This is a genomic window from Mesorhizobium sp. WSM4830, assembly GCF_055811495.1.
The window spans coordinates 31,731-54,897 of record NZ_JBVVQI010000019.1; the positions used below are offsets into that span (position 1 = coordinate 31,731).

The 23,167-nt window shown below is 61.0% G+C and carries 19 protein-coding genes; 12 read left to right on the top strand and 7 right to left on the bottom strand.

Annotated features, from left to right (window positions below):
* Positions 1 to 540: 540 nt before the first annotated feature.
* The 3 genes from queE to queC are packed head-to-tail and all read right to left on the bottom strand — an operon-like array spanning position 541 to position 2,326.
* The gene (gene queE / locus AC0L2Y_RS22530; protein WP_473559648.1) at positions 541 to 1,275 is read right to left on the bottom strand and encodes a 7-carboxy-7-deazaguanine synthase QueE; all 735 of its coding nucleotides are present in this window, start codon (positions 1,273 to 1,275) and stop codon (positions 541 to 543) included.
* Positions 1,272 to 1,628 (bottom strand): 6-carboxytetrahydropterin synthase QueD, encoded by a 357-nt coding sequence (gene queD, locus AC0L2Y_RS22535; protein ID WP_473559594.1) that lies wholly within the window; start codon positions 1,626 to 1,628, stop codon positions 1,272 to 1,274. Before queD ends, queE begins: the two co-directional genes overlap by 4 nt.
* The gene (gene queC / locus AC0L2Y_RS22540) at positions 1,628 to 2,326 is read right to left on the bottom strand and encodes a 7-cyano-7-deazaguanine synthase QueC (protein ID WP_473559596.1); all 699 of its coding nucleotides are present in this window, start codon (positions 2,324 to 2,326) and stop codon (positions 1,628 to 1,630) included. Before queC ends, queD begins: the two co-directional genes overlap by 1 nt.
* 501 nt (positions 2,327 to 2,827) lie before the next feature.
* Here queC and AC0L2Y_RS22545 point away from each other — a divergent pair.
* Positions 2,828 to 3,217 carry a hypothetical protein gene (locus AC0L2Y_RS22545; protein WP_473503269.1) on the top strand — a complete coding sequence of 130 codons (390 nt, stop codon included), beginning with the start codon at positions 2,828 to 2,830 and terminating at the stop codon, positions 3,215 to 3,217.
* A 1,934-nt stretch (positions 3,218 to 5,151) separates the two neighbouring features.
* On the opposite strand, the gene AC0L2Y_RS22550 is transcribed toward AC0L2Y_RS22545, so the two are convergent.
* From AC0L2Y_RS22550 to panB, 4 genes are all read right to left on the bottom strand, one after another.
* Positions 5,152 to 5,781: an acyl-homoserine-lactone synthase gene (locus AC0L2Y_RS22550; protein ID WP_473503267.1), complete on the bottom strand. Its 630-nt coding sequence runs from the start codon at positions 5,779 to 5,781 to the stop codon at positions 5,152 to 5,154.
* Between the two features lie 94 nt (positions 5,782 to 5,875).
* Positions 5,876 to 6,601, bottom strand: coding sequence for a LuxR family transcriptional regulator (locus tag AC0L2Y_RS22555; protein ID WP_473503265.1), 726 nt, complete (start codon positions 6,599 to 6,601; stop codon positions 5,876 to 5,878).
* Between the two features lie 107 nt (positions 6,602 to 6,708).
* A complete protein-coding gene (panC, locus tag AC0L2Y_RS22560) occupies positions 6,709 to 7,608 on the bottom strand; it encodes a pantoate--beta-alanine ligase (RefSeq protein WP_473503263.1) in 900 nt (299 codons plus the stop codon).
* The gene (gene panB / locus AC0L2Y_RS22565; RefSeq protein WP_473503261.1) at positions 7,605 to 8,393 is read right to left on the bottom strand and encodes a 3-methyl-2-oxobutanoate hydroxymethyltransferase; all 789 of its coding nucleotides are present in this window, start codon (positions 8,391 to 8,393) and stop codon (positions 7,605 to 7,607) included. The genes panC and panB overlap by 4 nt, the downstream gene beginning before the upstream one ends.
* 212 nt (positions 8,394 to 8,605) lie before the next feature.
* Between panB and AC0L2Y_RS22570 the strand changes: the two genes are divergently transcribed.
* The 11 genes from AC0L2Y_RS22570 (at position 8,606) to AC0L2Y_RS22620 (ending at position 22,937) form a co-directional block, all read left to right on the top strand.
* Positions 8,606 to 9,568 (top strand): NUDIX hydrolase, encoded by a 963-nt coding sequence (locus tag AC0L2Y_RS22570; protein ID WP_473559598.1) that lies wholly within the window; start codon positions 8,606 to 8,608, stop codon positions 9,566 to 9,568.
* Positions 9,569 to 9,633: 65 nt separating this feature from the next.
* The gene (nadA, locus tag AC0L2Y_RS22575) at positions 9,634 to 10,608 is read left to right on the top strand and encodes a quinolinate synthase NadA (RefSeq protein ID WP_473503258.1); all 975 of its coding nucleotides are present in this window, start codon (positions 9,634 to 9,636) and stop codon (positions 10,606 to 10,608) included.
* Positions 10,605 to 12,146: an L-aspartate oxidase gene (locus AC0L2Y_RS22580; RefSeq protein ID WP_473559600.1), complete on the top strand. Its 1,542-nt coding sequence runs from the start codon at positions 10,605 to 10,607 to the stop codon at positions 12,144 to 12,146. The genes nadA and AC0L2Y_RS22580 overlap by 4 nt, the downstream gene beginning before the upstream one ends.
* 1 nt (position 12,147) lies before the next feature.
* The gene (gene nadC, locus AC0L2Y_RS22585) at positions 12,148 to 13,029 is read left to right on the top strand and encodes a carboxylating nicotinate-nucleotide diphosphorylase (protein WP_473503254.1); all 882 of its coding nucleotides are present in this window, start codon (positions 12,148 to 12,150) and stop codon (positions 13,027 to 13,029) included.
* A gap of 229 nt (positions 13,030 to 13,258) precedes the next feature.
* Complete coding sequence (gene bioB / locus AC0L2Y_RS22590) at positions 13,259 to 14,227, top strand: biotin synthase BioB (protein ID WP_473503408.1); 969 nt, start codon at positions 13,259 to 13,261, stop codon at positions 14,225 to 14,227.
* Complete coding sequence (locus AC0L2Y_RS22595) at positions 14,224 to 15,363, top strand: 8-amino-7-oxononanoate synthase (RefSeq protein ID WP_473503252.1); 1,140 nt, start codon at positions 14,224 to 14,226, stop codon at positions 15,361 to 15,363. The genes bioB and AC0L2Y_RS22595 overlap by 4 nt, the downstream gene beginning before the upstream one ends.
* Complete coding sequence (bioD, locus tag AC0L2Y_RS22600; protein ID WP_473503250.1) at positions 15,360 to 15,995, top strand: dethiobiotin synthase; 636 nt, start codon at positions 15,360 to 15,362, stop codon at positions 15,993 to 15,995. Before AC0L2Y_RS22595 ends, bioD begins: the two co-directional genes overlap by 4 nt.
* Positions 15,995 to 17,260, top strand: coding sequence for an adenosylmethionine--8-amino-7-oxononanoate transaminase (locus AC0L2Y_RS22605; protein ID WP_473503248.1), 1,266 nt, complete (start codon positions 15,995 to 15,997; stop codon positions 17,258 to 17,260). Before bioD ends, AC0L2Y_RS22605 begins: the two co-directional genes overlap by 1 nt.
* Complete coding sequence (locus AC0L2Y_RS22610; RefSeq protein WP_473503246.1) at positions 17,257 to 18,240, top strand: beta-ketoacyl-ACP synthase III; 984 nt, start codon at positions 17,257 to 17,259, stop codon at positions 18,238 to 18,240. Before AC0L2Y_RS22605 ends, AC0L2Y_RS22610 begins: the two co-directional genes overlap by 4 nt.
* A 348-nt stretch (positions 18,241 to 18,588) precedes the next feature.
* Entirely contained in the window at positions 18,589 to 20,235 is a 1,647-nt protein-coding gene (locus tag AC0L2Y_RS22615) for an MFS transporter (protein ID WP_473503244.1), read from the top strand.
* A gap of 1,541 nt (positions 20,236 to 21,776) precedes the next feature.
* Complete coding sequence (locus AC0L2Y_RS22620; RefSeq protein ID WP_473559601.1) at positions 21,777 to 22,937, top strand: porin; 1,161 nt, start codon at positions 21,777 to 21,779, stop codon at positions 22,935 to 22,937.
* The last annotated feature ends 230 nt before the right edge of the window (positions 22,938 to 23,167 follow it).

Below are 23,167 nucleotides of genomic sequence, written 5' to 3' on the forward strand. Positions count from 1 at the left end.
TTGTCCCTGGCGGCGCTCCGGTCGAACGCTGCTGCCATCTCGGGAGCAAGTGCCGTGCCATTGCGGACTGGTCTGAATGAGCCATTCAACCCTTGTGAGAGGGGACACTCTCCGCTAACTGCACCGGCGTAAAAGAGAGGTCGGAGAGTTTGAGATCGTCGGCCTGCTGCAACTCATTCCCAGGCCAGTTTGCAGCGCACGTCTGAGCTCATGCAAAGATTTTCCCCTTTCGGGTCCCTTTTCACGCGACAGAGGCAGCGGATGATCGATGCGTGTCCGGTGCAGGGTCAATGCGACATTCCGGAAAGTTGATAAAATCGTTTGTTTCGATGAAGCGCATCCACGCCATGGATAGATGGCTGCCAACGTTGCGTCCACTATACACCGGAGCGGCAGCCTAGCCGCTCCGGTGTGCGCTCACCTTCGAAGCGTCCAACACCATCTCGGCCTCAAGCACCTCCGCAAGTACCCGGCAGCGCCGCCAGATGGGCCAACCCGTCGAACCGAAGATCCGCAGGCGGCATTCCCGCACAGGCGAGACTAGACGCCTCTCTTGTTTCCCCAGAGCATAAGGTGCAGTTGCGGCAACACGCGCGCTTCGAACCACCTGTCGTGTGTCACCTTTTCCACAAGCCACTCCATGCGTTTGTTTATTCCGTCCAGGTCGACAGGTGCGTCTTCATTGCCAGGGCGCGGTGGCGTGTGATTGCCGGGTTGCAGATAGACCGGAAAACGCGGAAATCGCGCGGCGGCATCTTTGGCGTAGGCGTAGTCACTCTCGTCGAAAACAACGAGCTTGAGCACGATTTGCGGCTTCTCCTGCGCCGCTTCTATGCACGCCTCGAATGCAGCCCAATCCGTCCTCATCTCGCTTGACGGCGGCTTTGGGCTGAGAACCAGCACGTCGAGATCCGCAAACCAGTCCCTGACCACCGAACCTTGGGTTTCCAGCGCAAAACGGTAGCCTTCACCATGGCCAAGCTCGATCAGCGCTCCGAACGGCTGAATGGCCGGATTGCCGCCCGACAGCGACACCATCACTGGCCGGCCACCGGAAAGCCCAACGACGCTTTGCCACACCGTTTCGGTTGGCATCATCTCCCATTTGTGGCGGAATTGGTTGTCCACCGCATGGAGGCTGTCGCACCAGGAACACCGGTAGTCACACCCGCCGGTCCTGATGAAGACCGTAGGCAAACCAATGAGCACTCCCTCGCCCTGGATCGTGGGCCCAAATATCTCGCTCACACGGATTGCGGGACGCGTGTCCGTCACGGCCGGTATTCCGCCCAGGTTTTCGGGGTTTCGCTCACCCGCACGGCCGCGGTTTCCGGCAGACGTGCCTTGCACCATTCATAGAAATGTCTGGCCAAGTATTCCGCCGTGACTTGCTCATGTCCCAGCACTTCGTTGAGGTGCCGATGGTCGAGGCTCTCGTCGATATAGCGTTTGAGCGGCGCCAGATCGTGATAGTCGCGCACGAAGCCGTGCGCGTCCAGGTCCTTCGCCGAAAGCTCCACTTCGACGATGTAGTTATGCCCGTGCAGGCGCGCACACTGGTGATCAGGTGGCAAGCAGGTGAGTTGGTGCGAGGCCGAGAAGTGGAATTCCTTGGTGATGCGGAACATCAGGTGCTCCTCCTCCGCAGCGCCTCAAGCCAGAAGTCGGCGTCTTCGTAGTCGGTTGGATCAGCGTGCCCCGCGAGATGAAACGCCTCGCGCCGCTCCACGCAGGTCCCGCACCGTCCGCAGTGACGCTCGCCGCCCTTGTAACACGACCAGGTCTCCGCAAATGGGGTTCCGTGTCTTGCTCCATCCCCGACGATGTCGCCCTTCGTGAGGTTGACGTAAGGCGTATAAAGGCGAATCTTCGCGTAGCCGTCGAGCGCGCGATCTTGCATCATCTGGAAAGCTTCGATGAAGGCCGGACGGCAATCTGGATAGATGAAATGGTCCCCACCATGTACGGCCATCGCGACCGCTTCGGCCTTGTGCGCGGCGGCGAGACCAAAGGCAATTGCCAACATGATGGCGTTCCGGTTCGGCACCACCGTGATCTTCATCGTGTCTTCGGCGTAGTGTCCGTCCGGCACGTCGACATTATCGGTCAGCGCTGAACCGGAAAGGCCGCGGCCGATTTCGGGGATGTTGATGATCTGGTGCATAGTGTTCAGTCGCTCCGCGCAGAGAGCGGCGAAGCCCAATTCTTTCCTGTGCCGTTGGCCGTAATCGAAAGACAGCAGGCCGGCGAGCTCGTGCTCCGCTGCCACGCTGTGAGCAAGGGAAACGGAGTCCAATCCGCCAGAGCAGATGACGAGAGTCTTCATTGTGGTATCCTTGTTTTGACCGGGTAAGGCTGCGACCGGAGATTTCTCTGCGCTCCCCCTACCCCAGCGAGTCTACTTTGTGAACCCGGTGGGAGTCTGATGCGCTGACGTGCCGTGATGCAGCAGGATCCCGACAGCGGGGCTGAGCCTCGTTCGTGGATGTCCAAGCCCAAGCATATGCTCAGAAGGACAGATGCGAAGCGACCTCGCGGGACGGCTAGGAAAGCCGACCTTCGAACTCTGGGTTCGAGAGCGGACTTGAATAAGCCACCCGCGAATTGGCGAAGCAACGAGGAAGGAAAGGAGTTCGTCAACGGCGATAGTGCAAAGCCCAAGTCCAAGGACAGTGCGCGCGCCCCGCTTCAGCATTAGTTCGAAGTGAAACACGAATCGGTCGGTGGCCGAGCTATCAAACCAGCTAAGGATTGGTCGTGAGCCGACACCTGTGAACAAGCCGCGTGCGTCGTTGCAATCACCCTGACATTGCGCGCAATAGCCTACATGGCGTTGGATGAACTGGATTTGGCGATTTTCCAGATGGCGGTCGAAAGCGTCCGCTCACTCTCCCTAAGCTTCAACCAAAAAGCCGCAGAGATAGCCACGAGGAGCCAGGGTGTCCTGGTTTTCGACGTGCGGGTCGATGGTGACTCGGAGGTCCAGCGGATCGCAGGCATCCGATATCGAGGCGACCAGACGGGCGTGGTCGCGTTAGACAGACAAGGCCTTGTCACCCGCTCTTGTATGGTCAATGGCACTTTCTCACATTTCCTTTCGCCGTTGGAGAACTGGACCAGCATGCCCCTCTCAATGCAGGCCAAGATCGACGTCATCATCCATGCCGGTCTCTTCCTAGGCGCCTTGCGAAAGGCGGGTCATATGCTTGGCAGCTAGTATATGACCTGGATGCATCTGTGGATTTTTACATCCGCCTGGGCGTCCGAGCAGCTGGCATCGAGGCTCTGTAGCGCGCGGATGTGTCACGACCAGGAAGAGCGCGACGATCACGTTCCGGCGCACGAGCCGCGCTTCCCGGTGACCTACTTCACGTTACAGGGGTTGGCGCGAAAATGTTCCGCCGGTGCGACTGCTTGGCGGTTAGTTGCGCGCCAGCCGGAAAGCGCAATCGGCGTCCGCCCGAACTCTGCACAGAGACACGCCTCAACGCGCGTGCCGCCGCTTTAGAGCGGCGCGTTGATTATCGAGCTGGAGCTCGAGCGCTCGCGGAACTCCTCGGGGCAAGGCCGGCGCTTCGGCGCCATCGCTGTCGCTGCCCTGTCGTCTAAACTCGACAGATCAGCGATGATAGCTTGGGAGAATCATGCGCTTGTCGGTGGTTCCGTTCTTTCATTCATCCTGTCGCCAGCGGAACACCAATTCAGTTGATTCGTACGCGACCTGCTCCCCGACAGACCCAACGGGCAACGAGTCTTCCTCTGTCAGGCCGCGTCCAATATGTCCGCCTCAAATATTCCCACGGGTAGGGACAGCGATTTCGCGATCCGATCTCGATAACCCTTGTGGTATCTCAGACCGGACTCAATATTCAGGATTTCCTCAGCGGCTAGCCCGCACGCCACCGCCAAGTCCTCGACGGAATATCCGAGGTGCTCACGGTAAGCACGGATGATGTGGGTTCCCTCCAACATAGCCGTCAAGACTGGCTCGGGAATGCGCGAATCTTTCATATACCACCTCGAAGGAGAGCAAAGGCGCCTGACAGCTCGGGAGAGTTCCTCCTGAGTTGGCGCTCGTAGCTAGTCGAATAAATGGACGTCAATTCGACCGGTTCGGTCTCGTCCATGGGCAACCTGACTGGCGGCCGGGCCGGTATATGGCGGTTGAACTGGTTCTGATCAAGTCCGAAGAACCTGCCTGCCTAAAATGGCCTGATAGGGTGTACCGTACCAGTCGCTGCCCGGCGGCTGCCCATCGCCGAACTTCTTGAGCAGGAACTCGATGCTTGCTGAGCGCTGGATCCATGGCCGTCGTGACAGCTCCCTGGCCATGTCGGAGCCACCATTCACCGGTCGTCAATATAGCACGAGGGCGACCGGGCAGCTGTGCGCATCGCGGGCGTTCGGTGGGACCGGCTACAAAACGTGGTCACCCCATAATGTCCTCGCGACTTCGCACGTGCACAAAACCATCCCGGACTGCAAAAGGAACTTGGCGGGAATACGGGCGAGTCTGAACACTGTGCGGCCTCGAGTTGCGAAAGGGGGCGGCATGACGGACATCTCCGCGACGCGTCTTGTCGTGTCCAGGCCTGTCGCCGATACCGCGATCCTGCGGGCTTCAGCCCAGCTTTGAGCGTGCGCCCTTAGGCCTGCGGCAGCGTTGATCCATGCCAGCAACGCTTCTCACATGGGAGCATGCATACGAGCCGCGTTGGCGAGCCATTGCGCGATTCACCATTCATTCACTTTATTAGCGCACGTTCATAAGTGGACATGTTGGTGTAGCTCGTACGTGCCCAAGCCCCGGCGCATCGATCCCGCGCCGGGGCTTTTTTGGGTTATCAGATGGCACCGCTGAGAGGTCCAGCGTTGCAGCCGTTGGCTGCTCTGTGCAAGGTTCCGCTGCTTTTTAACGGCGTCAAGAAATCCGGGCTTTTACGGCGTCCAAAACCCGGGTGTCTGCGCCGGGCGGCGCCATTCGGCGTGGTCACGCTGGGTTGCGAATTGCGCCGATGAACTCCCAGGCCCAGGCCGTGTGGGGGAAATTGACCGGAAGGTCGTAACCTTCGCAACTACGCCAGTCCGGTCATCGACTGTTCGTAGCGCCCGCGGGCAGGTGCATTGGTCAGGGCTGAGCATCGTCAGGCGCTATGCCGACAGGCCGAGAACCGGTTGCCATAACACCGGTCCGTTCAGACGTCCCTTCCAGCGGATGCGCAAGAGGCTAGCGTGGGAAATCTCGAGAAAGCCGGCGACGGCCTCCGTGTTACCGACCGGCTTCGGCTGTCCGATGCGCGACAACGGCCACGTTGCGAGACGCAGGATCCGTTCCATGCGCGTATCGGTAACTGTCACAATCCGAGTGAGATTGTTCGCCAAGCCGAATTCGATCATGCCCGCGAAGAGCTCGTAGGTTGCTTGCGCCAGTCCACCAGCCTTAGGCGCTGATGGAGGAAGATCGAGTGCGAAACGACTGCTCTCCCAAATGCGGGCACTCGCGGGCGCCGTAGTCTCGCCCAGCAGCATCGGAAAGGTGTCGCGCAACATTGTCGGTCCGGTAGTCGGCAGAAGACGGACGCAACCGCAAATTCGCCAGTCGGCTCCCTTGAGAAGCAAATAGATGGGGTTCAGGCTGTCAAATGCGTCTGTTTCCATCTCGCTTTCGGTCTGAACTTCCCAATCCAGCCTTTCCTTGAAGACCCGATGCCTGAGCCCGTGCATTTCTTTGAGCTCGTTTGGAAACTCGCCGTAGAGTTCAGGTGTTATCAGCTGCATCATTTGTCGCCTCCGTGCAGGATGTGTTCCCGCCATCGAAGAGCAAAGCCGACATTGATGCAGCCTGTAGACCTTTACAGCTATCCGACAAAAGGACTCAGGATCTCCACTGACGGGAAGCAGTCAGCCGCGCCACGCCCTGGTTGATGGTTCGCACTCCAAGCTTTGCCTTGGCGTTTTCCAGATGGAAGGTCACGGTGCGTTTAGAAACGCCGAGGATCTGGCTAATATCCCAGGCCGACTTACCGCGCGCCGCCCATTTCAGCGATTCGAACTCCCGCGGGGTCAGCGTTATGCCATCCACTACGCAATCTTCGGCTAGCCTGCGCCGGGCATGTATATGAAAGCTGATTGCGACCAGCTGCAATGCCTTTTCGTAACGTGTCAGGGACCGCAAAAGAGGCGGACGGGACTGGTCGGAAGCGAAGGTCAGCGACGCAAACCGGCCGCGATAGTCATGCATTGACATGGTCAATCCGCCGCGAATGCCAAAGTGAGCTGCCTTTTCGAGGATTTCCTGCTGCGAGGCCGGAAGACACTGGCGGGATCGATCCACGCCCCAATCGAAAGTATCCCAGCCTTGCAGCCCGCGCAGGATCACCGGATCATGGCTGTGGTAGCGCAGTTGCAGATAGTTTGATGTCCAGGATGATGGATAATTCGAAATCAACCGCGGCGTCTGGTCGGAGGCGGACCGGTAACTGAAATAGGCGAAGAGCGGAAAATCGAATCCGGCTGCGGCGGACGCCATTGCCTCATGGAGATCGACAGCATCGACGCTTGCAGAGAGTTGCTCGACGAAGTTTTCGAATACGCGATACATCTGCCCTTTGCGCAACCTCCCGAATGTTGCTCGATGCGAGGCGGAAACCTGGGTCTAAACGACCCCGCATCGATGCGGCGCGGCCGATTTGGCCATCATCACCGGCATTACTTTGCAGCTTCCACTTGAAGCGAACGCCGCGAACCTGACCACTTACCGACCGGGGATGTTGAGACGTTATCGATGAGCCGTGTGTCGCCGAGCCAAGCCGCGACAAGCAAGCGTGCCGGTCGGTCAACCTTTGCTAACGGCTGCAGGTCCGTTTCCCCACGGAGTTCCAGGTATTCGACCTCGCGATAGCCTGCCGCCAGAATTGCTGCACGCGCCTGGGTAAGCGTTGGCAGGACGGGAGAGCCGTTCGAGAGCTCCTCCGCTGTATCGAGCAGGACCGATGCGAGCCTTGGGGCAACGGCGCGCTCTGCCGGCGAGAGCCGGAGATTGCGCGATGACAAAGCGAGACCATCGGCTTCCCGGACTGTCGGACAGGGGACGACGGTGATCGGAATGTCCAGGTCCCGGACCATGCGCCTGATAAGCAGAAGCTGCTGGAAGTCCTTCTCTCCGAAAAAGGCAAAATCAGCGCCGGTCTGCAGAAAGAGCTTGGCAACGACGGTCGCCACCCCATCGAAATGGCCAGGCCGGAACGCACCGCACAGGCCTTCGCTGACGCCGGACACGGACACGGTCGTGGTGAAGCCGTCAGGATACATCTCAGTCGCGTTCGGAACATAGAGCAGGTGTGCGCCCAACGGAGTGAGTTTTGCAGCGTCTTCGTTTTCCGTCCGGGGATAGGCGGCAAGGTCGGCGGCACTGTTGAACTGCTTGGGATTGACGAACAGCGTCACGATCACCCGATCGGCCTTCTGAAGCGCGGCACGCACGAGGCTCAGATGGCCTTCATGCAAGGCCCCCATGGTCGGCACAACGGCGACACGGGCGCCTGAGCGACGCCATCCCGCGGCAACAGCGCGGAGTTCGGCAACGGTTCGAACGATCGGCACGCTCATGTGACGCCTCCGGCCTTCGTCTCGTCGGCGTAGAGATGTTCGGCCGCCGGAAAGCGCCGTTCCCTCACGTCGGCGGCATAAGCCGCAATCGCCGCATCGGCCTGGTTGCCTAGTTCGGCGTAGCGTTTGACGAATTTCGGCCGAAAAGAGCCGAAAAGCCCGAGCATATCATCGCTGACCAAAATCTGGCCGTCGCAGGCGGGCGAGGCGCCGATGCCGATTGTGGGGACGGCGATCTCCGCAGTGATGCGCCGTGCGAGCGGCTCTGGCACTTTCTCCAGCACCACCGAGAAAGCGCCAGCTTCCGTGACTGCACCGGCGTCGCGGCTGATGCGCTCGGCATCATCTCCCCGCCCCTGGACCCGGTAGCCTCCGAAAGTATTGACGGCCTGCGGCGTCAAGCCGGTATGGGCCATGACAGGCACGCCGCGGGCGGCGAGGAAGCGGATCGTCTCGGCCATGGTCTGGCCGCCCTCGAGCTTCACCGCTGCACAACCGGTCTCCACCATCAGGCGCGTAGCGTTGCGGAAGGCCTGCTCGGGGCTTTCTTCATAGGAGCCGAATGGCATGTCTACGACCATCAACGCTCGCGCCAGACCCCGACGCACCGCCTGGCCGTGCATGATCATCATGTCGAGGCTGACGCCCAGCGTCGACGAGAGGCCGTGCAGTACCATGCCGACGCTGTCGCCCACGAGAACGATGTCGCAGTGTCGATCGGCCAAACTGGCGATCGGCGTGGTATATGCCGTCAGGCAGACGAGTGGCGTCTTGCCTTTCCGCATCCGAATATCCGGTGGTGCAATTCCCTTTGGGTCACCAGCTGCGCTCAATCCATCCCCTCCTTCCGTAGCGTTACTCGCTGAAGGTGTCGCGTCTGGCACATTTTTGTGCAAGTGCGAAGAGCAAAAAAGGGGCTGCGGCTGTGCGGTGTTGACGTGCGAACAGCCACGCTTACAATTAAATCGATTAATGCGTCCGAGCTCAGGTCACGAACATGGACGATCAGGCAACAGGAACGAGGAAAGACAAAGCCCGCAAGGCGGAAGTCAAAGTGGACCTGATCGCCGTTGTCGTGGCCGTAAATGAAAGTGAACCCTGCCTCCTCACTATCGGTCAGGCTGACACCCTGCCCTCCGGACCATTTGCGCTTGAGCACCGGTCGCCGCAATCCGGGTTGAGGGGGTGGGTTGAGCAGCAGACCGGTCAGCCCTTGGGGTACATCGAGCAACTCTACACCTTCGCCGATCGGGACCGGATCGGCGCCGAACGCCAGCAGCGCGTCATCTCCATCAGCTATCTCGCTTTGACCAGCAAAGAACAGGCGACGGGCTCATCCAAGTGCGGATGGCAAAGCTGGTACGACTATTTTCCGTGGGAGGACCACCGCTCCGGCATCCCGCCGGTGGTGTTGGATGTTGTGCGACCGCGCTTGATCGGTTGGGCAGACGGAGCCAGCGACGCGGCCACGCGACGCGAGCGTCGACAGCGGGCGGCGATCGCCTTTGGCTTCGATGACCGCTATTGGAACGAGGAGCTCGTGCTTCAGCGATATGAATTACTTTATGAGGCAGGCCTGGTCCAAGAGGCCGCAAGCGGAGGGGAAACGCCCCCAGTTCCCCTGGTGCCGAGCAAGTCCATGGTCGCAGATCATCGCCGTATCGTGGCAACGGGCATTGCGCGGCTGCGCTCCAAGATCAAATACCGCCCAGTCGTCTTCGAGCTTATGCGACCGACCTTTACGCTACTGCAACTCCAGCGAACCGTGGAGGCGCTCGCCGGTAGGCTCATCCACAAGCCGAATTTTCGGCGCCTGATCGAGCAGCAGGAACTGGTGGAGGAGACTGGCGAGACCACCGCCGAGACCGGAGGTCGGCCGGCGAAGCTCTACCGCTTTCGCCACGCCGTTCTCGACGAGAGGGCCATCGCCGGGACAAAATTGCCGCTGGCGCGGGGTTGACATCCCTTATACTCACGGCAAGTATATGCCGGTTATCTTCAACTAGAGTATAAGCGGGGGCATCAATGAGCGCCGTGCTGCCTACGGCCGCGTTCCTCTATGAGCGCGTCCGACGCGTGATCCCGCCGATTGAATGGCCGGTTTTCGTCGAGGATATCGAAGCCATCCTTGCACTCAAGCGCGAGCGCAATGCCGTCATCCTGGCGCACAACTATCAGACGCCCGAGATTTACCATTGCGTCGCAGACATTGTCGGCGACAGCTTGGCGCTGGCCCGCAAGGCCGTGACGGTCGAGGCGCAAGTCATCGTGCTTGCGGGCGTGCATTTCATGGCCGAGACCGCCAAGCTGCTAAACCCGAACAAGACCGTGCTCATCCCGGACATGGGCGCCGGTTGCTCGCTGGCCGACTCGATCACGGCACAAGACGTGCGGCTGATGCGACAGAGTTATCCCGGCGTGCCCATCGTCACCTATGTCAACACCTCCGCCGCCGTGAAGGCCGAGTCCGACATCTGCTGCACCTCGGGCAACGCAAAGGCGGTGGTGGAATCGCTCGGCGCGCCGCGTGTGATCATGCTGCCCGATGAATATCTGGCCAAGAACGTCGCCGCCGAGACGAAGGTCGGGATCATCGCCTGGAAGGGTCGTTGCGAGGTGCATGAGCGCTTCACCCCTGCCGACATCCGGGAACTGCGCAATGCATATCCAGGGATCATCGTGCTCGCCCATCCCGAATGTCCGCCAGAAGTTGTCCTAGAGGCGGATTTCTCGGGCTCGACCGCCGCCATGTCGGAATATGTCGGACGAGAGACGCCGGCACGCGTAGTCCTGATGACGGAATGTTCGATGAGCGACAATATCGCGGTCGCGCATCCCGACGTCGAGTTCGTGCGCCCTTGCAATCTTTGCCCGCATATGAAGCGCATTACGCTCGCCAATATTCGCTCCGCTCTAGAGGAGAACCGGCACGAGGTCCGGATCGAGCCCGGGATCGCCAGCCGCGCGCGCCTGGCAGTCGAGCGCATGCTTTCGATATGAGCTGCGACATTCACGACATCGGCGGGGCGCCAATCATCATAGGCGCTGGCGTGGCAGGCCTGATGACGGCGCTTCATTTGGCGCCGGAGCCGGTCGTGCTTCTGTCCAATGCGCCGCTCGGAACCGGAGCCTGCAGTGCGCTCGCCCAAGGCGGTCTTGCGGCAAGTCTCGGCGGCGAGGACGGCCCGGAATTTCATTTTTGCGACACACTTGAAGCCGGTGATGGGCTCTGCGACGAGGCGACCGCGTGGCGAGTTGTCCGAGCTGCGCCCAAAGCGATCAAGGGCCTCGAAGACTTCGGCCTCGTCTTCGACCGCTACCCTGACGGGCGGTTGCGGCTCGGGCTCGAGGCGGCGCACGCGCATCGGCGGATCGTTCATGCTGACGGCGACGCGACGGGTCGCGAGCTGGTCCGCGCGCTCATCGCCGCGGTGCGGTGCACAGCTTCGATCACCGTCCTGGAAAATGTGGAGGCTCGCCGGCTCGTCCTGCAAGACGGGGGAATCATCGCCGTGCTCGCAGTTTCGCGCACCGGAACGATCGTCTTGCCTACACGCCGGGCGGTGCTGGCAACCGGCGGCATCGGCGGCCTGTTTTGCGATACCACGAATCCGCCTGGCTCATGTGGGCACGGGCTAGCGCTCGCCGCCTGGGCCGGGGCGGAGTTCGCCGACTTGGAATTCGTACAGTTCCACCCGACCGCGCTCGATGGTCCGCGCCGGCCGATGCCATTGGTGAGCGAGGCGGTTCGCGGCGAAGGCGCGGTGCTCATCGACGAAGCAGGGGAACGCTTCCTGGCTGAAACGCCGGGCGGCGAGCTTGCACCTCGCGACGTGGTCGCGCGTGCGGTGTGGCAACAGATAACTGGCGGGCACCGAGTGTTCCTGGACGCCCGGCAATGCCTCGGCCCGAGATTTGGCAATCGCTTTCCAGCCATAGCCCATTTGTGCCGAGAGGCAGACGTCGATCCCTCCGTCGACCCGATCCCAGTACGCCCGGCGGCTCATTATCACATGGGCGGCGTTGCTGTTGACGCGGCCGGCCGCAGCTCCGTCGAGGGGTTATGGGCATGCGGCGAGGTCGCATGTACCGGTCTGCACGGCGCTAACCGCCTCGCCAGCAATTCGCTCACCGAAGCGGTGGTCACCGCGAGCTGGGTTGCTGAAAGCGTTGCCGGCACATCTCACACGAAACGGCGGCGCGTATGTTCGACGTTTGTGCCTCCGCCGCCAGATCCTTCCTGCATCCGCCCGGTCGTCTCCACCGCACTGGGCATCATCCGGGACGGCGAGACGCTACGCGAGGCGGTGGCGAACTTGCTGCCGATCGCGGCTGGCCACGAGGCCGCATCCGACCCGGCCTTGGTGGCGCTGATGATCGCCATTGCGGCCCTGCGGCGCGAAGAGAGCCGCGGTTCGCACTGCCGGTCCGATTTCCCAGGGCGCGATGCAGACGCGCGCCCGGCACGGCTGACACTGCGCATCGCAATGCAGGCCGCGGTCGCACTCAGCTGGCGAGCGCCGAAACGGAGCACCTGACATGGTTTCATTCTCACCCCTTCCCTCCGCCCTGATCGAACCGATCGTGCGCGCTGCTCTTCTGGAAGATCTGGGCAGATGCGGCGACCTGACCAGCGATGCGGTGATCCCGCATGATTGCACGGCCACCTTGGTGCTCAAGTCGCGACAGACGGGAATCGTTGCCGGGCTCGATCTGGCCGCCTTCGCCTTCACTCTCGTCGATCCAGCAATCGACATGCACATCTGGCGAGCTGACGGCAGCGATGTCGCGGCCGGCGAGACTATCGCCAAGCTGTGCGGACCGGCGCGAGGTCTGCTCACCGCCGAGCGCACGGCGCTCAATTTTCTGTGCCGCCTGAGTGGCATCGCCACTGCCACAGCGACGATGGTCAAGGCCGTGCGTGGCCACAAGGCGAAGATCGTGTGTACGCGAAAGACGACGCCCGGCCTGCGCGCGTTGGAGAAATATGCCGTGCGCGTCGGCGGCGGCGCCAACCACCGCTTCGGGCTCGATGATGCCGTGCTGATCAAGGACAACCACATCGCCATCGCCGGCGACATTCGCACGGCAATAGAGCGAGCGCGCGCCGCCGCGGGCCACATGGTGAAGATCGAGGTCGAGGTCGACACGCTGGAGCAGCTCGATATAGCGCTCGCGCTGGGCGTCCACGCAGTGCTGCTCGACAACATGTCGGTTGAGGATATTGCCCGCGCCGTGGCACTGGTCGCTGGCCGCGCCATCACAGAGGCTTCTGGTCGGGTGACACTGGAAACGGCTCCGTCGATTGCTGCGACGGGTGTCGACCTCATCTCGGTCGGATGGCTCACACACAGCGCTCCGATCCTCGACGTCGGTCTAGACATGCCGGGCCACGCGAACATCTGCACTCACTTGAACTAGCGGAAACGGAATGAGGAGCAACAGGCTCGGACTGCACGCGGCGCAAGAGGCTCGAAGGAGCCTGCGCCCCCATTCGGCTCACCCTTTAAACCTGCGGTATTGCGCTCGCGACGAGCCATATCGGACGGGCTCGCGACTCGACGGACCTCCTGAGCGCACTCGCTGATCAGCAACAGAGGCTTTGACGATGACGACTGGAATGAACTCGGAGTGTGACGTGAACCAGGGCATGCAAACGATCGATGGAGCCCCAGCCCGATGGAGCCGCAAAGAGGCCGAGGCTATCCAAGCCATGCCGTTCAACGATCTGCTCTTCCTGGCTCACACCGTCCATCGGCAGAACTTCGATCGCAACCGGGTGCAGCTGTCGCGGCTGCTCAGCATCAAGACCGGCGGCTGCCAGGAGGATTGCGGCTATTGCAGCCAGTCTGCGCATTACGAAACCGGCCTGAAGGCGTCGAAGCTTATGGAGGTCAATCGTGTCATCGACGAAGCGACCAAGGCACGAGATGCGGGCGCAACCCGGTATTGCATGGGGGCTGCCTGGCGCAGTCCGAAGGAGCGCGACATGGACACCGTGGTCGCCATGATCGAGGGCGTGAAAGCACTCGGCATGGAGACCTGCATGACGCTTGGCATGCTCGACCTCAGTCAGGCGCAGCGCCTGAAGTCGGCCGGTCTCGACTACTACAACCACAACATCGACACGTCCGAGCGCTATTACGGGGAGGTTGTTTCAACCAGGACCTTTGCCGACCGGCTTGAAACACTTAGGCACGTGCGCGAAGTTGGCATGAAGGTCTGCTGCGGCGGCATTGTCGGGATGGGAGAGGAAAAGGCCGATCGCATCGACATGCTGGTCACGCTCGCGAACCTGCCCGAGCCGCCGGAAAGCGTGCCGATCAACATGCTGATCCCTATCGAAGGCACGCCGCTAGCCGAGGCCGAACCCATCGATCCGATCGATTTCGTCCGTACCATTGCGCTCGCCCGCATCATGATGCCGAAGTCCTATGTAAGGCTGTCCGCCGGACGGACGGCGATGAGCGACGAAACCCAGGCGCTATGCTTCTTTGCCGGCGCCAATTCCATTTTTGTCGGCGACACGCTGCTGACAGCGGACAATCCCAGCGAGGACAAGGATATTCGTCTATTTAGACGTCTCGGCATCGAGTCGATGCAATGCGAGGCGAAATGAACGGGCCACAGCTAGCCCGCTATGAAGCAACGTTGCAGGGACTGGCACGCAAGGACCGGCTGCGGAGACTGGCGCCGCGCGTCGGCTTCGACTTCTCGTCCAACGACTATCTCGGGCTTGCCGCCTCGAAGAGACTTGGCGATGCAGTGGGGGCGGCAATCGCGCGGGGCACCCCGGTCGGCGCAACCGGATCGCGCCTTCTGCGCGGCAACGCGCCGGAGCATGAGGCCTTGGAGGCAGATGCGGCGTCGTTCTTCGGGGCCGAGCGGGCGCTGTTCTTCAGCAGCGGCTACATCGCCAACTTTGCCCTGCTGACCGCCCTGCCGCAGACGGGCGACCTCCTGATCCTCGACGAACTCGCTCATGCCAGCATGCACGAAGGGGCGCGAGCCGGACGCGCCGAGTTCAGGTCGGCTACGCACAATGACGTTGATGCTTTCGAGGATACTATCAGGCGCTGGCGCGCCGAAGGTGGCATGGGGCATATCTGGATCGCGGTCGAAAGCCTGTATAGCATGGATGGCGACTTCGCGCCGATGGAGAGCCTAGTCGCCCTTGCCGATCGGCACGAGGCATTCATAGTGGTCGACGAGGCACATGCCACCGGGGTCTGGGGACCGCACGGCCGCGGCCTTGCCACCGCGTTCGAGGGCCGCGACAACATCGTCGCGCTGCATACATGCGGCAAGGCGCTCGGCGCGTCCGGCGCGCTCCTCACCGGGCCAGGAACGCTGTGCGATTATATTGTCAACCGCTGCCGGCCGTTCATCTACGCCACGGCGCCCTCGCCGCTCATGGCGGTGGCGGCGCGCGAAGCGCTCGCAATACTGGTCGACGAGCCGATGCGCCGCGTTCAGCTGCATGAGCACGTTGCCTTGGCAAGCCGGCAACTGGCCGAGCGTTGCGGCGCAAAGCTCAACGGCTCGCAGATCCAGCCATTTGTGATCGGCGATGTGACGCGCACCATGGAGGTCGCGGCGGCTCTGCAGGCCCGCGGCTTCGACATACGCGGCATTCGTCCGCCGACGGTGCCGGAGGGCACGTCGCGGCTGCGCATTTCGCTGACCCTGAATGTCGGCCACGCTGACATTTCGGCCATGGTCGAGACGCTCGCCGCGGTGTTGGCCACGGCATGATCAAGCGTATCGTCGTCACCGGAACAGATACCGGAATTGGCAAAACGGTCTTTTCGGCGGGACTCGCCGGCCTGCTCGACGGCTTCTACTGGAAGCCGGTGCAATCGGGTCTCGATGAGGAGACCGACAGCGAGGTGGTTGAACGGCTCGCCGGCCTGCCGTCAGGGCGCGTGCTGCCGGAAGCTCACCGTTTGAAGAGCCCGCTGTCGCCGCATCGTTCTGCCGAAATCGACGGCGTCTCCATCGAAGCTGCCGATCTTTCATTTCCGGTCCTGCCGACACCGCTCGTCATCGAAGGCGCTGGAGGACTGATGGTGCCGATCAACCGACAGACAAGCTTTATTGACATCTTCGCTGAATGGCGGCTGCCGGTTATTCTGTGCGCTCGCACCGAGCTCGGCACGATCAACCACACCCTGCTGTCGATCGAAGCCCTGCGGGTTCGCTCGATCCCGCTAATCGGCATCGCGTTTATCGGCGAAGAGGTGGCCGATACGCAAAGGACAATCACCGAATTCGGCTCGGTGCGTCAGCTCGGAAGGCTGCCACACCTCGTTCCGCTGACGCGCGAAACTCTGCGGAAGGCCATGTTTGCCGGCTTCGACCTCGCCCAGATAGCCGGAGGCGAATGATGTCGCGGTCGCGGGTCTGGCATCCATTCACCCAGCACGCGATCGAGCCGGCCATCCCGTCCGTTGTCCGCACGGAAGGGGCTTGGCTACAGACGAGTGACGGAAGGCGTATCCTCGATGCAATCTCCTCCTGGTGGGTGGTCACCCACGGCCACCGCCATTCACGGATCATGGAAGCAATCCGGATTGCGACGGAGATGCTCGACCAGGTGATCTTCGCCGGCCTCACCCATCAGCCGGCAGAGCAATTGGCCTCGGCGCTGATCGAAATAGTGCCGGCAGGCCTCGACTGGGTCTTTTATTCCGACAGTGGATCGACGTCCGTAGAAGTCGCGCTGAAGATGGCGCTCGGCTATTACCGCAACATCGGCGCGCCGCGTTCGCGCATCGTCGTCATGGAACACAGCTATCATGGCGACACGATCGGCACGATGAGCGTCGGAGCCCGCGGCGTGTTCAACGCCGCCTACGAACCCCTGCTGTTCGAGGTCGACACCATTCCGTTTCCGGCCGCAGGGCGCGAGCAGGAAACGCTAGATCGGTTCGAGGCTTTCTGTCGCGACCGCCGCGCCGCCGCGCTGATCGTCGAGCCGCTAGTGCTTGGCGCCGGCGGCATGCTGATGTATCCGGCCTGGGTTCTGGCCGAATTGAAAAAGGTCGCCGAAGCCTCCGGCACGCTGCTGATCGCCGATGAGGTGATGACCGGCTGGGGGCGCACCGGAACCATGTTCGCCTGCGAGCAGGCGTCGATCTCTCCGGATATACTCTGCACCTCGAAGGGCTTGAGCGGCGGCGCGATCCCACTGGCGGCCACACTCGCGACCGATCCGATCTTCCAGGCCCACTATTCCGAGGACCGGCAGAAGACGTTCTTCCACTCGAGCTCCTACACCGCCAACCCGATCGCCTGCGCGGCAGCACTTGCCAATGTCGAGATATGGCGGGAGGAGCCGGTGGCGGAGCGGATTGCGGCCTTGAGCGCCGGGCAGGCCGCCGGACTTCGACGCTTTCGCAACAATACCAACTTCACAGACTGCCGGGCAACCGGCACGATCGCAGCTCTCGATCTGTGCGCCGGCTCGGCCGGTTATCTGGCCGAGATCGGACCAAGGCTGCGCGCTTTCTTCCTCGACCGCGGCCTGCTCGTGCGCCCGCTGGGCAATGTGCTCTATGTTCTGCCGCCCTACTGCATCACCGGCAACGAGCTGGACGGGCTCTATGACGCCATCGAGGAGGCCGGCGAACGCTTCGGTTTCCGGCCATGATGAGATCGTCGACGATTCTCGGCTTGGGTCATCATGCGCCGTCGCGCAAGGTCGAGAATCCGGAAATCGAAATCCGTCTCGGGCTTGAGCCCGGCTGGATCGAGCAGCGGACCGGGATACGCTCGCGCTTCTGGGCAACGGACCAAGACACGTTGTCGGGTCTTGCCGCGCATGCCGGCGAGATGGCGCTGGCGAATGCCGGCATCGACCGCCGCGACATCGGTCTTTTGCTGCTTGCCACCTCGACACCCGATCACCTCTTGCCGCCAAGCGCGCCGCTGGTCGCACATCGCCTGGGACTAGGCCGTGCCGGCGCGATCGATCTGACCGGCGCCTGCGCCGGCTTCATCTATGCGCTGATGTTCGCCGACGGCTTCACCCGCGTTCAAGGCAAAACGACCCTGGTCATCGCCGCCAACATCCTCAGCCGCCGCATCAATCCGGCGGAGCGCGCCAGCGCCGTGCTGTTTGCCGATGCCGCAGGCGCCGTGGTGATCGGTCCGTGCGACGACCCCGATCGGGGCATTCTCGGCGCCTCTGTGAATTCGGATGGCTCGCGCTACGGGCTGATCCAGATTCCCGCCGGCGGAAGCAACACGCCGTTCCATGGCGACCTAGACCTGGCGCAGACCCGGATGACAATGAGTGACGGCCGCGCAGTGTTCAGCAAGGCCGTGGACATGATGACGGCCTGCTCGCAGGACGCGCTCACTTCTGCCCGAATGCTGCCGCGAGACATTGTTCGTTTCGTGCCGCATCAGGCCAATGCTCGGATTTTCGATGTGGTCGGGAGGAACCTCGGAATAGCGGATCAGGCAATCGTCAAGACGGTCGCCGAGTACGGCAACTCTTCCGCCGCGACGATCCCGCTCTCGCTGTCGCTCGCCCATCGGACGCAGCCGTTTCGGGCGGGCGAAAAGATTCTCCTTGCGGCGGCCGGTGCCGGCCTCACCGGAGGCGCCCTCATCCTAGGAATCTAGCGGTACGACGGCCATGAACAGGATTGGTCACGAATGACACTACCAACACGGCCCAATACGAAAAAATATGCGCCGGCAAGTTACATGGGCGCTGGCTCGGTGAACGAGAGCGATCACCCTGCAGACGATTTCTTGTCGAGCAGGACGATCGGTGAGGCTACCTTGCTGGGCGAGGAGGGGTTAGCGCCAGTTCAGGAGAGCGGAGGTATCCGAGCTCATGCGCGCCCTCCTCATTGCGATGAAGTCATCCTAATCGATATGTCGGCCCTTCTGATCCATTGATCAACATCTAACGGTAGTAGGGCAGCCTTGAATTGAATAAGCGGTCCCTCGAAGGCGTCAACCGTCATGCAGTCCGAAAAAAATACTCATCTGCCTGTCTCAACAACGCTCGCTCCATTTCGAAACCAGGTGTTTCGCTCGATCTGGACGGCCACACAAATATCCAGCCTCGGGTGGCTCGTGCAAACGGTCGCTATCAGTTGGCTGATGGCCACGATTTCCGCTTCGGATCTGATGGTTGCACTCGTGCAGGCCGCATCGACCTTACCGGTGTTCTTCCTCTCGATCTTGGCCGGAGCCATCGCTGACAACTTCAGCCGCCGATGGGTGATGTTTGCGGGGCACTGCCTGATCGCATTGGCATCAACGACGCTGATGATTTCCGTGGGTCTGGGATTTGCCGGTCCCTGGCTAATTCTAGGATTAGGGTTCCTGGCCGGCTGCGGCTTTGCCTTGAATGATCCGGCCTGGCACGCTTCTGTTGGCGATATCCTTCACAAGCGCGACATCCCGGCTGCGGTGACGCTTATGTCTGTCGGATACAACATTGTGCGCAGCGTTGGTCCGGCTTTGGGGGGCGTGGTCTTGGCATTTTTTGGACCGCTGGCCGCTTTCGCGTTGGCAGCGCTGAGCGATCTGGCACCGCTAACCGCAATATGGCGCACTAGATGGAATGTTCGCACGTCACCTCTCCCTCGTGAGCGAATGACGATGGCAATTCATGACGGACTGCGCTTCACCGTCATGTCCTTGGAAATCAGGGCAGCGATTGCCCGTGCAACCCTTTTCGGGTTGGCTAGCATCTCCATCCTTGCGCTGCTCCCGCTAGTCGTCCGGGATCAGCTGAAGAGCGGGCCAATCATCTACGGCATCTTGCTGGCCGGCTTCGGCATGGGTGCTTTCATTGCCGGCATGAGCAATAGCTTTCTAAGGCGGATCACGTCTCAAGACAGGCTGGTGTCGTTTGCCTCCGTTGCTTGTGCAGCATGTTGCCTTTCCCTTGCACTCACATCGTCAGTCGCTGTGGCGGCCATTTCGCTGGCACTTGGTGGCGCGGGTTGGCTTATCACCTGGACGGGCATTGACGTGTCGGTGCAGCTGGCCAGCCCAAGGTGGGTCGTTGGCCGCACACTGTCGATCTACTACGCCTTGAGCGCAGGCGGGATGGCGGCCGGCAGCTGGATCTGGGGTACTGTCGCACAGAACTACTCGCTAGGCTGGGCTTTGGAGGGTGCCGCAGGCGCTCTTTTGCTCGTTGCAGCTGCGGGAATATTGTTGCCGGTCCGTCCATGGGAAGAAACGGATCAGGAGAGTTCGGATTTTCACCCGCCGGAGCTGGCACTCGAGTTGAAGCCTAGGAGTGGCCCCATAGTGGTCAAGGTCGAGTATCTTATATCCGAAGAGAATATCGAGACCTTTCTGGGCTACATGCGCACAAGGCGCCATGTTCAGAGCCGTGCCGGTGCGCGAAACTGGACACTCCAGCGCAATCTTCAAACGCCTTCGATTTGGACAGAGACATTCCGCACGCCAACCTGGATGGACTTTCTTCGCCTGAATCATCGGCTCACGGCAGCGGATAAGGAAGTCGGCCAGCGTCTCCTGGCACTGCATGATGGAGAGCGTCCTCCGCAAACAGTGCTTTCGATCGAACGAACCACTGAGGCAGCTCGTACCCGTGCCTCAACAATCGTTTCTCGTCCTCCCAGGTGACGTGATCACGAAGGCGATCGCATCGTGCATTGGGATCTGCCGCGCCGGTCGACTTCGAGCAGCGCGAAGACCGCATCGCCAGTAGGCGAGGCAATGCGTCCGGCGCTCTCTTGCGAATACCCATGCCGCCGCGGGCCCTTGAGGGCGGGGGCAGGAACGGTCGGTTCTGGGCCATCTTCGAGGCGGCGCTCGACGGCAAGAAGGAGGGCATGGGTCTCGAACGCTGGTGCGCGGCCTGCGCACAAGCCGATCAGCATCACCTTCGACGTGCGCTTCAGCCAGCGCTTTGCGGCTCAGAGACCTGCAGGAGGATCTGACCCGCTATCAGCTGGCGCTGGGCCAGCCAGAACCAGGCCCGTTCGAGGACATGATCAAGCATTTCGAATTGCAGCCTGACGAGAGCACTTCGCCCTTCGTGACAGAGCGATCATCGGCAACCTTCGGAAATTTGCCGATAGCGAGGCGTCGTCGTCAACAGAACATTTCGGACGAAGGCCGCCAAGGGACGTGCTACGTCCACGCAAATAGGCGAGATCCGTTGCCGTCTCGGTGTTCGTCTCGACGGCATGCGTCGCAGCGAGGAGTTCGGCTGATTTCAATGAGCGGCGGCGTGGTGCGTCGACCCTCCTCGATCGTTCTTTCGTAACCCTCTCTTCGCCCTGCAAGCGGAAGCGCACCAATGCGGCTCATGTCATCCACTGCCTAGGTAATCCATCGCGTTCAGAGGTCGCGTTTCGGCGCCATTTCCCCCGGCTCGCCTCTTGGCGAGGCTTGGCGTGGTCGCGCTGGATAACACGCCGGCCCCATCCGTCCGGCTCCGTGTCGGCGATCGCGCTATGGGATCCGTCGCCGGTCTTCCGATGGAATTGAGGGCCTGTGACGATGGCAGACCCGGTTCGATCGAGAAGCCTTCCGCTGCTGTCAGCCAGCCTGCATCGTATTCAAACGCAGCGCACTCGGGCGCGCCCTGCTGGTCATAGCGCAACGTGCCCAGAGGCGTCGCTTCGTCGGCTGACAGCGAACAAATGCTGACGGTATCGAACGAAAGTGTCACATATCGAACATACGAACCATGTCCGAAACATCTGTTTTTCGTGCTCAGCGTGACCCCCAAAAGCAAAAAAGAAGAGAGCACGACGAAGTTTCGCCGGGCATTTAAGTGTCAGCGCGAGCTACCTCTTCAGTATGGCACGTCGCTTGCTGCTCTGCATCGAACGCCGACGCCCAACCCACAAATAGCAGAGATGAATAATGGCGATTTGTTCAGAAGTGCTGAATCTAACTGAGTGGCTGAACAGCAGTGTGGAAGCGCAGCGGGGCAAAGCAATAGGCGTCCTGCCTTTCTTTGAGCCTGACACAGGTCGAATCCAACCTTTTTCGGGCAATGCATGACCAAGCATAGTTGTTCTTCCGTAAATCTCCAGTCGTTTGAGCAGTTCGTTTTTGTGCAACAAAAGTTTCAAACGTTCAATTGCGCACTTTTAGCATTCACGAGAACTCATCTTGATGATTATCTTTTAACCTTTGAATGGAGATCCGGAATGAACGTAAGCAGCCTTCTTCTCGGCTCAGTTGCGGCCCTGATCTCCGTTTCCGTCGCTCGCGCGGCGGACCAAGTCTCTGCGCCGGACCCGACCGAATACGTCAAGATCTGCGACGTCTACGGTTCGGGCTACTTCCATATCCCCGACACCGAGACCTGCCTGCGCATCGGCGGCTACATCCGTTACGACGTCGGCCTCGGCGATGTCCGATCCTATGACGGGGCAAGAACCACCGATGGGAGCCCTGGCGAGGCTCGGGGCACCTGGCGAAACAACACGCGTTTCACGTTCAAAACTTGGACGCGCCAGGAGACCGAACTCGGCGCACTGAAGACCTATACTGAAAACCGCGTGAACTTCGGCAACCGCAACGCTCATCCGGGTCCGGACAGCCCTCAGAACTATGGCTTCAACAGCGGCGTCAAGTTGGCTTCCGCCTGGATTCAGCTTGGTGGCCTCCGAGTTGGTAAGGACGAGTCGGCCTTCGACACGTTTACAGGCTACGCCGGGAACGTCCTCAATAACGTACTCGTTCCGTACGGCGACTTCGATACCAACGTGGCCCAGTATTACTTCGATGCCGGCAATGGCTTTTCGGCTCTGGTTTCACTTGAACAAGGGTCGGGTGTAGTCGGTACTATCGACAGCCATGTTCCGCACGTCGTCTTCGGCGTAAAACAGACGCAGGGCTGGGGCGCGATCACCGGCGTAATCGCCCGTGACAGCAACTACGATGCTTTGGCCGGCAAGGTCCGCGTCGATTTCAATGTCACAGATGACCTGTCGCTATTCGGAATGTTCGGCTATGGCTCCATTGGCAATCTCAATGATGACCCAACCAATGCAGTCGCCGCTCACGGTCGCGGCTTCTACAAAACTTGGAGCGGCAACTGGGCTTTCTGGGCCGGCTCCACTTACACACTCAACGAGAAAACTTCGTTCAACCTTCAGGTCTCGGGTGATCAGTTCTGGAACTCTGGTGTGGCTGCAAACGTCGCCTACTTGGTCGTTCCAGGTTTCACAGTCACAGCCGAAGTCGACTACGACCACTACAGCAACTTCGGCGCCGGCGCGGTCGACCATTCCCGCGTGAACTGGACTCACGTCGGCAAAAAGAACAGCCTCGGCGGCATACTCCGATTCCAAAGCTCATTTTAAACAACTCCATCTGGTGTCGGCGCCCCAGCGGATCGCCCGAAGGCGATTTACGCGCAAACCTTCGGTGCCGATTGAAGGCGTAATCATCATAAGGACCGATCTTTAGTTCAACCGTTTGCGACCCCTTATCCCTGTCTTCGTCTCCAACGCCTGGTTTGTCGCCGACATATGGTCTGACCGGCTACCGATCATCGCCTCGGCCCGAATGCGCTTGACAAATCGGCGCCGGC

What these genes read in the sequence shown, in the direction of transcription:
- panB (WP_473503261.1), bottom strand. Translation starts at nt 8,393, where the DNA reads ATGCGGAAAGGCAAGACGCCACTCGTCTGCCTGACGGCATATACCACG.
- AC0L2Y_RS22555 (WP_473503265.1), bottom strand. Translation starts at nt 6,601, where the DNA reads ATGTATCGCGTATTCGAAAACTTCGTCGAGCAACTCTCTGCAAGCGTC.
- AC0L2Y_RS22550 (WP_473503267.1), bottom strand. Translation starts at nt 5,781, where the DNA reads ATGATGCAGCTGATAACACCTGAACTCTACGGCGAGTTTCCAAACGAG.
- panC (WP_473503263.1), bottom strand. Translation starts at nt 7,608, where the DNA reads ATGAGCGTGCCGATCGTTCGAACCGTTGCCGAACTCCGCGCTGTTGCC.
- AC0L2Y_RS22615 (WP_473503244.1), top strand. Translation starts at nt 18,589, where the DNA reads ATGCAGTCCGAAAAAAATACTCATCTGCCTGTCTCAACAACGCTCGCT.
- queD (WP_473559594.1), bottom strand. Translation starts at nt 1,628, where the DNA reads ATGTTCCGCATCACCAAGGAATTCCACTTCTCGGCCTCGCACCAACTC.
- AC0L2Y_RS22570 (WP_473559598.1), top strand. Translation starts at nt 8,606, where the DNA reads ATGGACGATCAGGCAACAGGAACGAGGAAAGACAAAGCCCGCAAGGCG.
- bioB (WP_473503408.1), top strand. Translation starts at nt 13,259, where the DNA reads ATGCAAACGATCGATGGAGCCCCAGCCCGATGGAGCCGCAAAGAGGCC.
- AC0L2Y_RS22605 (WP_473503248.1), top strand. Translation starts at nt 15,995, where the DNA reads ATGTCGCGGTCGCGGGTCTGGCATCCATTCACCCAGCACGCGATCGAG.
- AC0L2Y_RS22595 (WP_473503252.1), top strand. Translation starts at nt 14,224, where the DNA reads ATGAACGGGCCACAGCTAGCCCGCTATGAAGCAACGTTGCAGGGACTG.
- AC0L2Y_RS22620 (WP_473559601.1), top strand. Translation starts at nt 21,777, where the DNA reads ATGAACGTAAGCAGCCTTCTTCTCGGCTCAGTTGCGGCCCTGATCTCC.
- nadC (WP_473503254.1), top strand. Translation starts at nt 12,148, where the DNA reads ATGGTTTCATTCTCACCCCTTCCCTCCGCCCTGATCGAACCGATCGTG.
- queC (WP_473559596.1), bottom strand. Translation starts at nt 2,326, where the DNA reads ATGAAGACTCTCGTCATCTGCTCTGGCGGATTGGACTCCGTTTCCCTT.
- nadA (WP_473503258.1), top strand. Translation starts at nt 9,634, where the DNA reads ATGAGCGCCGTGCTGCCTACGGCCGCGTTCCTCTATGAGCGCGTCCGA.
- AC0L2Y_RS22580 (WP_473559600.1), top strand. Translation starts at nt 10,605, where the DNA reads ATGAGCTGCGACATTCACGACATCGGCGGGGCGCCAATCATCATAGGC.
- AC0L2Y_RS22610 (WP_473503246.1), top strand. Translation starts at nt 17,257, where the DNA reads ATGATGAGATCGTCGACGATTCTCGGCTTGGGTCATCATGCGCCGTCG.
- bioD (WP_473503250.1), top strand. Translation starts at nt 15,360, where the DNA reads ATGATCAAGCGTATCGTCGTCACCGGAACAGATACCGGAATTGGCAAA.
- AC0L2Y_RS22545 (WP_473503269.1), top strand. Translation starts at nt 2,828, where the DNA reads ATGGCGTTGGATGAACTGGATTTGGCGATTTTCCAGATGGCGGTCGAA.